Raw genomic sequence first — 14797 nt, 5'->3', positions numbered from 1 at the left:
GGGCGGATGACTGTGACATAGATCCTATCTGTCATGAGCACCAACACCGATTTGTATCGCGCTGCACGCGATCAGCTCGTGGCCGTGATCAGCGACTATGACGAGGCAGTTGGCACATTCGCCTGGCCGCAGCTGACCGGCGCCTTCAACTGGGCGACCGACTGGTTCGACGTCATCGCGACCGACAACCACCGGACGGCGCTGTGGATCGTCGAGGAGGACGGCAGCGAGCAGAAGGTCACGTTCGCCGAGATGGCTGACAGCTCCGACCGGGTGGCGACGTGGTTGGCGAGCCTGGGGGTCGGCAAGGGGGACCGCGTCATCCTCATGCTCGGCAATCAGGTCGAACTGTGGGAGGCGATGCTCGCGGTCGCCAAACTCGGCGCCGTCATCATGCCCACCACGGGAGCGCTGGGCCCCGCCGATCTGGCCGATCGGATAGCCCGCGGTGGTGCCGCGTTCGTCATCGCCAACGACACCGACACCGCGAAGTTCGACGACGTTCCCGGGGACTACGTGCGGATTGTGGTCGGCCAAGCGGTGCCGGGCTGGCACTCCTACGCCGCCGCATATGCCGTCGCGTCGGCCGGGCGGTTCACGTCGAGAACCACTGTCGACGACTCGATGCTGGTCTACTTCACCTCGGGTACCACCACTCGACCCAAGTTGGTCGAGCACTCGCAGGTGTCCTACCCCGTCGGCCACATGTCGACGATGGCGTGGATCGGCGTACGGCCCGGCGACGTACATCTGGCGATCAGCTCGCCGGGGTGGGCCAAGCACGCGTGGAGTTGCTTCTTCGCACCGTGGATCGCCGAGGCGACGATATTCGTCTACAACTACGGCCGATTCGATGCCGCGGCGCTGCTGGCTCAGATTCGACGGGCCGGCGTCGCCACGTTCTGCGCGCCGCCGACGGTGTGGCGCATGCTGATCCAGTCCGATCTGGGTAGCAGGCCCGAAGCGCTGCGCGAGGTTCTGGGGGCGGGCGAGCCACTCAACCCCGACGTCATCGCGACCGTCGAGCGGGCCTGGGGACTGACAATCCGCGACGGTTTCGGGCAGACGGAGACGACGCTGCAGATCGGCAACACACCCGGGCAACCGGTGAAGGCGGGATCAATGGGCCGGCCGATGCCCGGCGTGCCGGTGGTGCTGGTCGACCCGCTCACCGGCGAGCGTGCCGAGGAGGGTGAGATCTGCCTGGATCTGCGGGCTGACCCGCTGAACCTGATGACGGGCTACCTCGGGGACCCCGAGCGCAACGAGGCCGTGATGGCCGGCGGCTACTACCACACCGGCGATGTCGCCAGCCGCGACGAGGACGGCTACATCACCTACATCGGTCGCACCGACGACGTGTTCAAGAGCTCGGATTACAAGGTGTCGCCGTTCGAGTTGGAGAGCGTGCTCATCGAGCACCCTGCGGTGGTCGAGGCCGCCGTCGTGCCGCAACCCGATGACACCCGGCTCTCGGTGCCCAAGGCGTACGTGGCGCTGGCCGACGGTTGGGCTGCTGACGCCGAAACCGCCAGGGCGATCATGGAGTACGCCCGAGATCACCTGGCGCCCTACCTCAAGGTCCGCCGCATCGAGTTCTTCGAACTGCCCAAGACCATTTCGGGCAAGATTCGCCGCGTCGAACTGCGGACGCGAGAGGATGAGGCGTACCAATCGGGTACGCCGATCGCCACCGAGCACCGATACGAGGACCTGGTGGGAACCATGGGCGAGCGAAGCGACGGGAAAGCCTAATGACCGCAACGACACTGTCTTACGACGCAGGACCCACTGACACCCCGATCCTCGAGGAGACCATCGGCGTCAACTTCGTGCAGACGGCCGCAACGTATCCCGATGTCGAGGCCCTGGTCGACGTCGCGCAGGGGCTGCGCTACACCTACGCCGAACTCGACGCCGAGATCGACATCGTGGCGCGGGGCTTGATGGGGCTGGGCGTCGAGAAGGGCGACCGCGTCGGCATGTGGGCGCCCAACTGTGCGGAGTGGGTCATCGTTCAGTACGCGACGGCCAAGATCGGCGCCATCCTGGTCAACATCAACCCCGCCTACCGCACGCACGAATTGGCCTACGTGCTCAACCAGTCCGGTGTGTCAACGCTGATCTCGGCACGGGAGTTCAAGACCTCCGACTACCGTGCCATGGTCGACGAGGTCGCATCCGGCGTCGACTCGCTGGCCAATGTCGTCTTCCTCGGCACCGCTGACTGGGAGGCGCTGCGTGCCCGCGCGGATGAGGTGACGCCGGCGCAGCTGGCCGAACGTATAGCCGGGTTGGCCAACACCGATCCGATCAACATCCAGTACACCTCGGGGACAACGGGTTTCCCGAAGGGTGCGACGCTGTCGCATCGCAACATTCTCAACAACGGCTACTTCGTGACGGGCCTGATCGATCTGAGGCCCGGCGACCGGCTGTGCATCCCGGTGCCGTTCTACCACTGCTTCGGCATGGTGATGGGCAACCTCGGGTGCACCACGCACGGTGCGACGATTGTGATTCCGGCACCCGGCTTCGATCCGGGGTTGACGCTGTCGGCTGTCCAGTCCGAGCGCTGCACGGGCGTCTACGGCGTGCCGACGATGTTCATCGCGATGCAGAGCCATCCCGACTTCGCCGAGTACGACCTGTCGTCGCTGCGTACCGGCATCATGGCGGGTGCCGTGTGCCCGGTCGAGGTGATGAAGCGCTGCGTGGCCGATATGCACATGAGCGAGGTGTCGATCGCGTATGGCATGACCGAGACGTCGCCGGTGTCGTGTCAGACGCGCCGCGACGACGACCTGGAACGGCGCACCTCCTCGATCGGGAGGGCCCATCCGCACGTGGAGGTCAAGATCGTCGACCCGGACACCGGTGCGGTGGTGGCGCGCGGTGAGCCCGGCGAGTTCTGCACCCGCGGTTACTCGGTGATGCTCGGGTACTGGCGCGATGACGAGAAGACTTCTGCGGACGCGAGGAGCAGATACAACAGGGAGGCAATCGATTCCGACGGCTGGATGCACACCGGCGACCTGGCGGTGATGGGTCAGGACGGCTACTGCAATGTGGTCGGGCGGATCAAGGACATGGTCATCCGCGGCGGGGAGAACGTGTATCCCCGCGAGATCGAGGAATTCCTCTACACCCACCCCGATATCGAGGACGCCCAGGTGATCGGGGTGCCCGACGCCAAGTACGGCGAGGAGATCTGCGCGTGGATCCGGATGCGTCCGGGGCGGGCGCCGCTGGACGCGGCCGCCGTGCGTGCGTTCGCGTCGGGGAAGCTGGCGCACTACAAGATTCCGCGCTACGTCCACGTCGTCGCCGAGTTCCCGATGACCGTCACCGGCAAGGTGCGCAAGGTGGACATGCGTGAGGAGAGTGTCCGGCTGCTCGGTCTCTAACCCTGCGAGAGAAGTTGCGCCAGTTTGTCGTTGGCGGCGCGTAGCCGGGGTATGACGGCGGCGGCGCCGGCGCGCGCATCCTCGTCGTCGGACTGCATGTGGCTCACCGCGTTGAGCCGGGCCCGGTTGAGCCAGTGGGTGAGGTCGGGGTCGTCGAACCAGCGCAGCTGGTTGTGGTTGAACGCCAGCGACATCGTCAGCCAGTCGACGGGGTTGGTCGGGTGCGGTACCGGTCGGCAGTAGTCGTTGCGGGTGTCGTCATCGGTGTCCCCGCCACCGAAGTCCATGGCCTCGACGCGGGCGGTCACCGCCGCGCTGAACGCAGGCTGGCACGTGCGCACGGACTGCAGTGTGATGGCGCCGGGGGAGAACACCGGCGTGGCCTCGCGCAGTCCGATGCCGTCGGCGGAGCAGTCGACGTACAGCGCATTCGGGTCGGTGTCGATGGTGCCGCCGTCGAGGACCACACGGCCCGGCTGCACCGACTGGACGCGACCCATCCGGACCACGTTGCGGATCAGCCGCAGCTGGTCGAGTTCGCCGCGGCTGACGATGGCGCAGCGGTACATGGTGGGCTCGATCGTCTCGTCGATGCGCAGCAGGCAGCCCGCTGCCTCGAGGCGCAGATAGAGGTCGTCGATCGAGGTCGCCTGCTTGATCGCCCGGCACTGCGCGGCGAAGTCGGCGAGCACCCGGCGCGCGAACGACTTCCCTGGCTGGACGGCGGAGCGGTCGAGCAGCCAGGAGTCGCGCGGTTTGATCCACGTCAACCGCTGCGCGGGGATGCCGTGGCGCAGCAGCCACAGGCAGGTGTCCATCGAGGTCTTACCCGCCCCGACGATGACGTACTGGTCGGCCAGGCCCTGGCGGGGCAGGCCGTTGGGCGGAATGCAGGTGACACCGTCGGCGACGTCGTAGGCCGGTGGCCGCATCGAGGGGACGACGATGCTCAGGTACGCGGCGTCGACAATGCGGCGCCGCACGTGCACCCGGTAGTCCTCGCCGGACAGTGTGCGGAACTGGCCGACGCCGTCGATCTTTCCCAGGTACTCGCTCATCGGGAAGTAGGACACCTGGCCCGACGGCAGCAGATGCTGGCGCATGACGGCGTCGTAGTAGGCGCTGACCTCGCTGCCGCCCGCCAGCTCGTAGAAACCCTCATTCCAGCCGGAGGCGTCGATGGTGTCGTGGCCCAGTTTGCGCGAGTTCACGCCGTAGTACGCCGAGGGCTGGTGCAGCCGGACGTATGGGTAGGCGCTGAGCCAGTGCCCGCCGGGGGCGTCGTTGCGGTCGACGATGACCACGGTGGCATCGGTCTCGGTGATCAGGGTGTCGGCGAACGCCATGCCCATCGCGCCCGCACCGATCACCAGGTAGTCGGCCTCGATCGTCCGCATCGTCACAGCTTGCCCCCGAGCCACCGGGTTGGGAGCGACTTCAGGCGAGTAGCGGACTCAAGCGCGCCGCGCCCTCTTGCAGCGCACTCACCTGGCGGCCAAGAAGCTCGGCCTGGTCGCCCCTGCCGGACATCGCCAGTGCCGCAACCAGTGCACCGGCGGGGGACCGCACGCGTACCGCCACGCACGCCGAGTCCTCTCGAAGCTCGCCGGTCTGGGTGGCCACGCCGCGGTCACGCACAGTGCTGAGTTGTTCGGCCAGTGCCGCTTTGGACGTGACGGTGGAATCGGTCAGGGCAGCCAACGCAGTGTTGAGCAAGGTGTCGGCATCGCGTTTCTCGGCGAGAAGTAACTTCCCGACGGCGCACGCGTGAAGGTGCCGGTTCAGCACCGATTCGTCGGCGGGCGGTGGGTACTCACCGTCGGCGTCGGCGATCCGCACCGCGGTGTTGGTGAAGTAGAACAGATGCACACCGAACCGGACTGAGGACCGCAGTTCGGCGAGCACCTCGCGGGCCGCGGTGCACACGATGGGCGCCACCGCCGCGTCGATCAGCACGCCCATCCGCGGGCCGAGGGAGAAGCCCGAGAGGTCGGGTAGCCGAACGACATACCCGTCGGCGACGAGCAGGTTCAACAGTCGATACGTCGTGGCGGACGGCATCGAGAGGTGTTCGGCGATCTCCTTCGCGGTGACGCCGACGCCGGCGCGCGCGACCTCCTCGAGCACCGCGAGCGCGCTCTGCACCGCCTTGGGCTGGCGGCCCGACAGTGATCCGTCCGCGGGGCTCATCGCCGGACCTCCCACGGGTTGTAGTCGGCGAAGATGTCGCCTGCGACTGTCTCGTCGAACACCCCGACCCGGTCGTGCAGTTCGGGTACGGCCCGCGCCCGCAGGGTGTACACCGCCAGACCGATGGCGATCAGGACGGCGTAGACGGCCGTCGCGATCCAGACGGGTGAGTCCACGGTGAGTGCCGCCCACCCGATGATCGCCACCATCACCGTCGCCGTGGCCAGCCCCACGACCAGCGGCGCGAGCGTCAGCTCCCCGATCCGCCGCAGGAACGCAGGCGTGGCCAGGCACACCAGCAGATACGCGCCGACGTAGCCGTGTGCGGAGACGGCCAGCAGCCCGATCAGCACCTCGCGGCTGGACCCCGCGATGAACAGATAACCGACCGGCACGCCGACGATGAACGGCATAGCCGAGCACAGCGCCACGTGTGGAGTCCGATACACCGCGTGGGCGCGGCCGACCCGTTCGCTGACCACCCCTTCGCGGCCCATCGCGAACAGCGTCCGGGACAGCGCCGTCGTGGACCCGATGACGCAGGCGACCCATGACGCGAGGATGCCGAACTCCATCACGATCGACAGTGCGGTCGAACCAGCACCCGCCGAATCGGGCAGTGTGAGCACGATCGGCACGGAACCGACTCCCGCTCCAACGGTTCCGCGCATCTGCATCGCTGCGGCGAAGGTGTAGAGCACGCCGAGCGCCAGCGGTGTCCATCGAATAGCCCTGGTGACGGTGACGAAGGGATTGCGCGCCTCGCGGGCCACGGTGCCCGCGCTCTCGAAGCCGACGTACGACGTGATGGCCAGCAGCAGCGCGAAGCCCAGCGCGGAATGCGGTTCCGCCGCAGTGCTTCTCGATACATCCGGAGGGTCGCCGACCGCGCCGGTGAACACGATCACGAGCACCGCCGCTGCCACGGCGATCGCGAACACCTCGATGGTCAGCGAGATCCGCGCGGATAACCGGATGCCGCGGATCATCAGTACCAGGGTGCCTGCGCCGACGAGTATCGCCGACACGGCGATCGTCGGCCGTCCGTCGGGTACGCCCAGTCGGCCGACCAGTGCGGCCAGATAGCTTGCGGCGCCAAGCGTGCTGGCCATGGCGGCCGCGGCGTAGCCGATGACCACCGACCAGCCCGCGACGATGCCGGGGACCGGTCCGAGGCCCTTGACGGTGTAGCTGTAGAGCCCACTGACGGCGACCATGCGGGTGGCGAACTGACCGACGCAGTAGCCAACGGCAGCCATCAGCAGTGCGGTGAAGATGAAGACGGCCAGCGTCCAGTGCCCGGCGGCCGGGATGACCAGCGCGGGCAGCGTCACCATCACCGCCGACGGGGCCACCGCCGACACCGACTGCCCGAGCACCTGGGCGAACGACAGCTGCCCCCGTCGCAGACCCGACACGGGCGAGCTGCTGCGCATGGTCCGACTGCCGCCCACCGGTCGGAAGGTAGTCGATCCCCGACCGGGCAGCGGCCGTGTCGCGGGAATTCGCGTGTAAATCTTCGAGATCCTCAAATGAGAATCGTCCGCCCGCGGCTTCCCGAGATGTCCGGGTCGGGTGGATGTCGACGAGGTCAACTGCGGTTATCCGGGGTGCCAAATGAGAATCGGAACACCATTTCAAATGAGAATCCAAAAAACCGAAATACCCATTAGAAATTCGTGGTGACCCACGCCACATCGGGGCGTAATTTCGGTCCACATGACCACTCTGCTGAGCACCGATCTGGACCCGCGAACGGTCGACTTCGTATCGCGTCCGCGGCCAATGTTCGTCGACGGCCAATGGGTCGACGCGCTGTCCGGCTCGCGGTTCGAGACCGTCGACCCGGCCACCGGGCAGGTCATCACGACCGTTCCGCGCAGCGGCGTCGAGGACGTCGATCGTGCCGTCGACGCGGCGAGGCGCGCGTTCGAGGCCGGGCCGTGGCCCGCGCTGACCCCGGCCGAACGGCAGCGCATGATCTGGCGCATCGGCGAGGGGATCGCCGCACGCGCCGACCAGTTCGCGCAGTTGGAGACCATCGACAACGGCAAGTCGGTCGCCGTCGCGAAGGCCGTCGACGTGACGTGGGCGGCCGAGATCTTCGCCTACTACGCCGGCTGGGCCACCAAGATCGAGGGCAGAACCATCCCGGTGTCGGTGCCATGGGCGCCGGGCGCGCGGTTCCACGCATTCACCCTGCGCGAGCCCGTCGGGGTCTGCGCTCAGATCATCCCCTGGAACTTTCCGCTGGTCATGGCGGCGTTCAAGGTGGCACCGGCGCTGGCCTGTGGCAACACCATCATCCTCAAGCCCGCCGAGCAGACCCCACTGACGGCGCTGCTGCTGGCCGAGGTGATCGCGGAGGCGGGCGTTCCGGACGGCGTGGTCAACGTGCTGACCGGCTTCGGCGACGTCGGGGCCGCCCTGTCGGCCCACGACGGTGTCGACAAGGTTGCCTTCACGGGGTCCACCGAGGTCGGCAAGAAGATCGTCAACGCGGCCTCGGGCAACCTCAAGAAGGTCTCGCTCGAACTCGGCGGCAAGAGCCCGCAGGTGGTGTTCGCCGACGCCGACCTCGACGCGGCGATCCCCGGTGTCGCGAGCGGCTTCCTGTTCAACCACGGCCAGGCCTGCACCGCGGGTACCCGACTACTGGTCGAGGACGCCATATTCGACGAGTTCACCCAAGGCGTCGCCGACTTCGCGCGCAGCCGCAAGATCGGTCCAGGGCTCGACCCCACCAATGACATCGGCCCGCTGGTGTCGCAGGAGCAACTGAGCAAGGTCACCGGCTACCTCGACGAAGGCCTCGGGCAGGGGGCCCGCGCGCTGGCCGGCGGTGGCCGCCATGGCGACACCGGGTTCTACGTGCAACCGACCCTGCTGGTCGACGTGGACCCCGACTTCAGCGTGTACCGCGAGGAGATCTTCGGACCGGTGGCGGTCGCGGTGCCGTTCACCCGGCAGGAGGGCGTCCGCGTCGCCGCCAACGACACCCCGTACGGGCTGGCGGCCAGCGTCTGGACCCGCGATGTGTCGAGGGCCCACGACGTCGCGAGCCAGATCAAGGCGGGCACGGTGTGGGTCAACTGCCACAACGCGTTCGACACCGCGCTGCCGTTCGGCGGCTACAAACAATCGGGCTGGGGGCGTGAACTCGGCGAGGGTGCGATTGCCGAATACACCCAGACGAAGTCCGTCAATATCGCGCTCTAGAAATGATCCCGGTTCAAATGAGAATTCGGCGGGACAGTCATTCTCATTTGAACCACTAAAACGCTTACCCGACCGAAATCAGACATTCGAAAACCTCGAGGAAAGTCGATGCCATGACAACTGACGCGTTACTCCCCAGTGCGGCGGAGACCGACCGCCATCGGCTCGCAGGCAGGCTCGGCCCAGCCGCCATCGTGTTCATGGTGGTCGCCGCGGCCGCGCCGCTGACGGTCGTCGCGGGCACGTTCCCCATCGGCATCGCTGCCGGTAATGGCGCGGCCTACCCCGCGTCGTATGTGGTGTGCACCGCGGTGCTGCTGCTGTTCGCCGTCGGGTTCACGGCGATGACACGTCATGTACCGGGAGCGGGCGCCTTCTACACCTACGTCGGGCACGGGTTGGGCAGGCACACCGGGCTCGGGGCGGCGTTCCTGGCCCTGCTGTCCTACACCGCGGTACAGGGCGGCGTGTACGGCTACATCGGTGCGGCGATGAACGATCTCGTCTCATCGCACGGTGGCCCGCAGGTGCCGTGGTATCTGTACGCGCTGGTGATGATGGCCGTGGTCGGCACGCTTGGCTATCGGCGCATCGAGCTGTCCGGCAAGGTCCTCGGCGTCCTGCTGATATGCGAGGTCGGCATCGTTGTGGTGATCAACCTGGCGGTGATGGGTCGCGGCGGCGCGGGCGGAATGTCCACCGCCGCCTTCGATCCCGGTCAGTTCTTCTCCGGCGCGCCGGGGATCGCACTGATCTTCGCGCTCGCGGGCTACATCGGCTTCGAGGCGACAGCAGTGTTCCGCGATGAGGCGCGCGACCCGGCCCGCACCATCCCGCGTGCCACCTACCTGGCCCTGCTGCTCATTGGTGGCTTCTACGCCGTGTCGAGCTGGGTGATGGTCAGTGCGTGGGGTGACGCGGGGGCCGTGCAGCTGGCCACCGACAACCCCGCGGGGATGCTGACCGACACGGCCACCCGGTACGTCGGGTCGGTGACGGGCGATCTGGTGCAGATCTTCCTCATCACCAGCCTCTTCGCCGCGCTGCTGTCGTTCCACAATGTGCTGGCTCGCTACATCTTCTCGCTCGGCAACACCGCAGCGCTGCCCGCGCGGTGCGGTCGCAGTCACCTCAGGCACTCCTCGCCGCACGTCGCGTCGGCGGCGCAGACGATTTCGGCGCTGGTGCTGGTGGTGGCGTGTGCGATCGCCGGTCTCGATCCCGTCACCGAGGTCTTCGCGTGGTTCGTCGGGATCTCGTCGGTCGGCATCATCGCACTGATGACGCTGACGTCGGTTGCGGTGGTCGTGTACTTCCGGCGCCACAGGGTCGACACCAGAACCTGGCACACGCTGGTCGCACCCGGTCTCGGGCTGGCGGGACTCGCGGTGCTGCTGCTCATGACCGCGCTCAATCTGCCGCTGCTCGTGGGCGGCTCCACCACGGCCGCCGCCGTCATCGGCGTGCTGCTGGCCGGAACCTTCGCGGGCGGTGCAGTGGTCGCCGCCATGCGCCCACACGCCGGTCGTCACAACCCAACCATCGACAACCCAACCATCGACAACCCAACCATCGACAAGGAGAACACCCGATGAGTACATCGACCATCGAGACCGTGACCGACACCGCCCCGGCGGCGACCGATCATCCGCTGAACCCGTTGAGCGCCGACGAGATCCGCGCGGTGCGCGATGTCGTGGCGGCGAACGGGCTGCTCGACGATCAGGTCCGCTTCGTCTATGTCGCGCTCTGCGAACCGCACAAGAGCACGGTGCTGGCCTATCGCGCCGGCGACCGCATCGACCGACACGCGCGAGTCCTGTTGTTGGACAGGGCCACCGGGATAGGTCGTGACCTAGTGGTGTCGGTCACCGAGCGACGTATCGTCAGTGACGCGGTGGTCGACGGCTCGGCGGACGGTCACGTGCCCATCCTCGATCAGGAGTTTGAGGACATCGAGTCCTTCCTGCTCGCGTGCCCGGAGTGGATGGCGGCGATGAGCAAGCGGGATCTCGATCCGGCCAAGGTGCGCGCGGTTCCGTTGTCGGCGGGCGTGTTCGGCCACGAGGATGAGGTCGGCAGGCGCATCGTGCGCGTGCTGGCGTTCTACCAGTACGACCAGGCCGACCTTCCGTGGGCGCATCCGATCGACGGCGTCGTCGCCTACGTCGACCTCACCAGGCGCACGGTCGTCAAGGTGATCGACGAACTCCACCTGCCGCTGCCCACGGAACGCGGGGAGTGGGACGCCGAGCCGCACGCGGTCCCGCCGCGGACCGATCTGAAACCCATCGAGATCACCCAGCCCGAAGGAGCGAGCTTCTCCGTCAACGGCAACCAGATCACCTGGGCGGACTGGTCGTTCCGGTTCGGATTCGACGTCCGGGAGGGGCTGACGCTGCACCAGCTCACGCTCCGTGACGGTGACCGGGAACGCCCGGTGGTCTACCGCGCGTCGATCGCCGAGATGGTGGTGCCGTACGCCGACCCATCCCCGGTGCGGTACTGGCAGAACTACTTCGACCAGGGTGAGTACCTGTTCGGTCGCTACACCAACTCGCTGGAACTCGGCTGCGACTGTCTGGGGGAGATCAAGTACTTCGACGCCACGATCGCGGACGAGGACGGCCGGCCCAAGGTGATGAAGAACGCGATCTGCCTGCACGAGGAGGACTACGGGGTGCTCTGGAAGCACACCGATATGTTCAACGGGATGGCCGAGACCCGGCGCTCGAGACGACTCGTTATCTCGTTCTTCTTAACGATCGGCAACTACGACTACGGGTTCTACTGGTACCTGTACCTCGACGGCACGATCCAGCTCGAGGCGAAGGCCACCGGCATCGTGTTCGCGTCGGCGCACCGGGGACCCGACGGCTTCTCCTCGGAGATGGCACCGGGTCTGGGTGCCCCGTTCCATCAGCACATGTTCTCGGCGCGTCTCGACATGTCGGTGGACGGTGACTGCAACGTCGTCGAGGAGGTCGACGCGGTCGCGGTACCGATCGGCCCGGAGAACCCGTGGGGCAACGCCTTCCGGCCCGAGCGGACACGACTCACCCGCGAATCCGAGGCGCAACGGATCGCCGACAACCTCAAGGCACGTGTCTGGCACATCACCAACCCGACCAAACAGAACCGGCTGGGTCAGAACGTCGGCTACGCGCTGCACCCGGAGGGCCAGCCGGTGCTGCTCGCCGACCCGTCCAGCTCGATCGCCAAGCGGGCGGCATTCGCCACCAAGCACCTGTGGGTCACCAAATACGATCCCGCGGAGCGCTATCCGGCAGGTGACTTCGTCAACCAGCATCCGGGTGATGGCGGTCTGCCGTCGTTTGTCGCGCAGGATCGCGATATCGACGGTGAGGACATCGTCGTGTGGCACACGTTCGGGCTGACCCACTTCCCACGGCCCGAGGACTGGCCGGTGATGCCCGTCGACTACGCCGGGTTCAAGCTCAAGCCCGTCGGGTTCTTCGACCGCAATCCGGCGTTGAACGTCCCGGCGGGACCGACGTCCCACTGCTGCGAGGACTGACCGATGTCCCTCACTGCCGCGTCGGCCGTCCTCGGGCGGCGGACGTGCGCGGTGCTGGCGGCGTCCTCGGCCGTCCTGCACGGGTTCATGGCAATTGACGCGACGGGGGCGTCGGCGATGGTGCTGATCGTCGGGATGGCTGTCGCGTGTCTGTACTGCGCGTGGGAACTGTGGACGCATGGCTCGCTGCGGACGTGGTGCGTGGTGGCGCTGATGAACGTCGGCATGGTGATGGCGCACTGGTCGCTGCCGGGGCATCACCACTCCCAGTCACCGGCAGAGTTCGCGGCCGAACCGCCGTCGGTGCTGATGACTGTCGCGACCGCCATCGCGGTGATCGAGGTCGCGCTTGCCGTGGTGGTGCTGTGGTACCGCACCCGTGATCACGCGTCCCGGTTAGCCCTTGGGCGGGGTCAACTGGCTCATCACGAACTGTGCGCCCAGCGGGTCGCGAACTGTCGCGTCCCTCGTCCACTCGGAGTCCTCGCTGTGCACCACGGTGGCGCCGAGGCGTTCGGCGGTGGCGGCTGAGGTGTCGCGGTCCTCGACGGTGAACGACACCTGCCACGTCTCCTGCCTGCCCTCACCGATGATGCCCATCCAAGCGACGGCGTCCTCGTATCCCGGCGGGGCCGAGGCCTCGGACTGCACATCGAGAATGTTGGGGTAGACGGTGGCAGCGAGGTGGGCGCCGTAGCCGGGCCTGCGCACCATCGTGCCGAAGCCGACGTCATCGACCTCCCAGCCGAACACCGCGGAGTAGAACTGCGCCGCGGCGTGCGGATCGGTGGTCTGCAGATCGCTGAAATTCCAGGTGCCCGGCACGTTGACGAGTTGTGCGCCGAGGCGGCGACGGGCCTGCCACAGCCGGAACTCGGCACCGCGTGGGTCGACGCAGACCGCGAGCCGGCCACCGGGCCCGGCGTCGACGGGGGCCAGAGTGACGGTGCCGCCGGCATTCTCGACGGCAGTGGCCGTGGTGTCGGCGTCATCGACGGCGATGTAGGTGCGCCATGTGGCGGACTCGTCGCCCTCTGGGGAGGCGATCGCGGCGACATCCTGGCCGTCGATGGTGGCGATCAGGTAGCTGCCCGGCGCCTCGGCGGGTATCGCGTCGGTGAATGTCCAGCCGAATAGCCCGGAGTAGAAGCGTTTGGCCTCGTCGAGGTCCTGGGCGACGGTGTCCACCCAACTCGGGACGCCGTGTGGGTAGGTTCTCGGTTCGCTCATGGCGTCATGGTTCCCGATGGGTCTGACACCCCAAACCTGTCAGCGGTAGACCAGGCCCGACAGTCGGCCGGCCAGCGTCCGCCGGGCCGCGGGGATACGCCCGGCGACGCCAAGGAGCCCGTTGCGCAGCGGGCGAAGTGCGCGGGGCAGCGTGGCGAGCTTGGTGAGGCGGTCGGTCAATGCGACGACCTGCTCGGCGATGGGTCGCCGGGTGGCGCTGTAGTCATCGAGCGCGTGCTGGTCGCCGTTGAGTGCGGCCCCCAGGGCCTCGGCGAGCGCTATCGCATCCTGGATGCCGAGGTTCATGCCCTGACCGCCGGCCGGGCTGTGCACGTGGGCGGCATCGCCTGCGAGCAGGATCCGGCCCGCTCGGTAGGTGTCGGCGACGCGGTGATGGATCCGGAACCGTGACCCCCACACCACGTCGGTGACCGCGAGGTCGCCAGGCCCTCTTGCGTCGAGGATGTCCTGGACGAATCTCGCCGATGGCGAATCCGGGGCCTCGTCGACGGGGGCCACGATGCGGAACGATCCGTCGGGCAGGGGAGCGATGACGGTGAGCCCCTCGGCTGCCCAGAACAGTTTCACCTCGTCGGTGGGAGTGTCCCCGGTCAGCCGGGCGTCGGCGAGGACGAACGAGTGCTCATACGAGCCGCCGGAGAAGCCGATGCCTGCCTGTTCGCGGACGGTGCTGTGCATACCGTCGGCGCCGACGACGTAGCGGGCGCGGATCGTGTCACCGTCGGCGAACGTCGCGGTGGCGCCGTCCGCGTCCTGCGCGATCGTGGTCAGGACCTTGGCTCGGATCACGTCGCCGCCGAGTTCACGCACCCGGTCGAGCAGCAGGCGTTCGGTCGTGGACTGAGGGATCAACAGCGTGCAGGGGTACCTGGTCGACAGGCCGCTGAAGTCGATCGTCAGCAGGACCTTAGCGCCGTCACGGATGGTGAATCGGGCGGCTTCGATGCCCTCCTTGATGAGTCGGCGGCTGACGTCGAGAGGCTCGAGCACCTCCAGGGTGCGGGCGTTGACGGCGGCGGCGCGCGAGGTGTTGGCGCCTTCGGCCTGCCGGTCGACGAGCGCTATGGCCGCGCCCTTGAGCAGCAGGGATGCCGCCAGTGTCAGGCCGGTGGGGCCGGCTCCCACGATGAGGACGTCGACATCGTGCGTCGGGATGTCGTGCATGGGACTCTCCTTCGTCTCGGCGCCCGCT

General features: G+C 67.4%; 10 protein-coding genes. 5 read left to right on the top strand and 5 right to left on the bottom strand.

The window, feature by feature from the left end:
- The first annotated feature begins 33 nt into the window (after nucleotides 1-33).
- Together ABIA65_RS11215 and ABIA65_RS11210 are read left to right on the top strand one after the other, a co-directional pair.
- Nucleotides 34-1755 carry an AMP-binding protein gene (locus ABIA65_RS11215; protein WP_354523538.1) on the top strand — a complete coding sequence of 574 codons (1722 nt, stop codon included), beginning with the start codon at nucleotides 34-36 and terminating at the stop codon, nucleotides 1753-1755.
- On the top strand, nucleotides 1755-3407 hold the full coding sequence (locus ABIA65_RS11210) for an AMP-binding protein (RefSeq protein WP_354523537.1): 1653 nt from the start codon (nucleotides 1755-1757) through the stop codon (nucleotides 3405-3407). The genes ABIA65_RS11215 and ABIA65_RS11210 overlap by 1 nt, the downstream gene beginning before the upstream one ends.
- On the opposite strand, the gene ABIA65_RS11205 is transcribed toward ABIA65_RS11210, so the two are convergent.
- The 3 genes from ABIA65_RS11205 to ABIA65_RS11195 are packed head-to-tail and all read right to left on the bottom strand — an operon-like array spanning nucleotide 3404 to nucleotide 7051.
- Nucleotides 3404-4804, bottom strand: a complete 1401-nt coding sequence (locus ABIA65_RS11205) for an NAD(P)-binding protein (protein ID WP_354523536.1) — start codon at nucleotides 4802-4804, stop codon at nucleotides 3404-3406. The two genes, ABIA65_RS11210 and ABIA65_RS11205, sit on opposite strands and share 4 nt — an antisense overlap.
- Nucleotides 4805-4844: 40 nt before the next feature.
- Nucleotides 4845-5597 (bottom strand): IclR family transcriptional regulator, encoded by a 753-nt coding sequence (locus ABIA65_RS11200; protein ID WP_354523535.1) that lies wholly within the window; start codon nucleotides 5595-5597, stop codon nucleotides 4845-4847.
- Complete coding sequence (locus ABIA65_RS11195) at nucleotides 5594-7051, bottom strand: APC family permease (RefSeq protein ID WP_502919544.1); 1458 nt, start codon at nucleotides 7049-7051, stop codon at nucleotides 5594-5596. Before ABIA65_RS11195 ends, ABIA65_RS11200 begins: the two co-directional genes overlap by 4 nt.
- Nucleotides 7052-7316: 265 nt before the next feature.
- Between ABIA65_RS11195 and ABIA65_RS11190 the strand changes: the two genes are divergently transcribed.
- The 3 genes from ABIA65_RS11190 (at nucleotide 7317) to ABIA65_RS11180 (ending at nucleotide 12354) form a co-directional block, all read left to right on the top strand.
- Nucleotides 7317-8816 carry an aldehyde dehydrogenase family protein gene (locus tag ABIA65_RS11190; RefSeq protein ID WP_354523534.1) on the top strand — a complete coding sequence of 500 codons (1500 nt, stop codon included), beginning with the start codon at nucleotides 7317-7319 and terminating at the stop codon, nucleotides 8814-8816.
- 113 nt (nucleotides 8817-8929) lie between these two features.
- Complete coding sequence (locus tag ABIA65_RS11185) at nucleotides 8930-10411, top strand: APC family permease (protein WP_354523533.1); 1482 nt, start codon at nucleotides 8930-8932, stop codon at nucleotides 10409-10411.
- On the top strand, nucleotides 10408-12354 hold the full coding sequence (locus tag ABIA65_RS11180) for a primary-amine oxidase (RefSeq protein WP_354523532.1): 1947 nt from the start codon (nucleotides 10408-10410) through the stop codon (nucleotides 12352-12354). The genes ABIA65_RS11185 and ABIA65_RS11180 overlap by 4 nt, the downstream gene beginning before the upstream one ends.
- A 396-nt stretch (nucleotides 12355-12750) precedes the next feature.
- On the opposite strand, the gene ABIA65_RS11175 is transcribed toward ABIA65_RS11180, so the two are convergent.
- On the bottom strand, nucleotides 12751-13584 hold the full coding sequence (locus ABIA65_RS11175; RefSeq protein ID WP_241403254.1) for a VOC family protein: 834 nt from the start codon (nucleotides 13582-13584) through the stop codon (nucleotides 12751-12753).
- A gap of 39 nt (nucleotides 13585-13623) precedes the next feature.
- Complete coding sequence (locus ABIA65_RS11170; RefSeq protein WP_354523531.1) at nucleotides 13624-14769, bottom strand: FAD-dependent oxidoreductase; 1146 nt, start codon at nucleotides 14767-14769, stop codon at nucleotides 13624-13626.
- Nucleotides 14770-14797 lie beyond the last annotated feature (28 nt).

The organism is Mycolicibacterium sp. 624 (assembly GCF_040548615.1).
In the GTDB taxonomy this organism is placed as follows: Bacteria; Actinomycetota; Actinomycetes; order Mycobacteriales; family Mycobacteriaceae; genus Mycobacterium.
The sequence above is the reverse complement of the archived record's forward strand: the minus strand, read 5'-3'. Positions and strand labels throughout refer to the sequence as shown.

Excerpts from the sequence above, each read along its gene's own strand:
- ABIA65_RS11215 (WP_354523538.1), top strand. The coding sequence starts at position 34 with ATGAGCACCAACACCGATTTGTATCGCGCTGCACGCGATCAGCTCGTG.
- ABIA65_RS11210 (WP_354523537.1), top strand. The coding sequence starts at position 1,755 with ATGACCGCAACGACACTGTCTTACGACGCAGGACCCACTGACACCCCG.
- ABIA65_RS11205 (WP_354523536.1), bottom strand. The coding sequence starts at position 4,804 with ATGCGGACGATCGAGGCCGACTACCTGGTGATCGGTGCGGGCGCGATG.
- ABIA65_RS11200 (WP_354523535.1), bottom strand. The coding sequence starts at position 5,597 with ATGAGCCCCGCGGACGGATCACTGTCGGGCCGCCAGCCCAAGGCGGTG.
- ABIA65_RS11190 (WP_354523534.1), top strand. The coding sequence starts at position 7,317 with ATGACCACTCTGCTGAGCACCGATCTGGACCCGCGAACGGTCGACTTC.
- ABIA65_RS11185 (WP_354523533.1), top strand. The coding sequence starts at position 8,930 with ATGACAACTGACGCGTTACTCCCCAGTGCGGCGGAGACCGACCGCCAT.
- ABIA65_RS11180 (WP_354523532.1), top strand. The coding sequence starts at position 10,408 with ATGAGTACATCGACCATCGAGACCGTGACCGACACCGCCCCGGCGGCG.
- ABIA65_RS11175 (WP_241403254.1), bottom strand. The coding sequence starts at position 13,584 with ATGAGCGAACCGAGAACCTACCCACACGGCGTCCCGAGTTGGGTGGAC.
- ABIA65_RS11170 (WP_354523531.1), bottom strand. The coding sequence starts at position 14,769 with ATGCACGACATCCCGACGCACGATGTCGACGTCCTCATCGTGGGAGCC.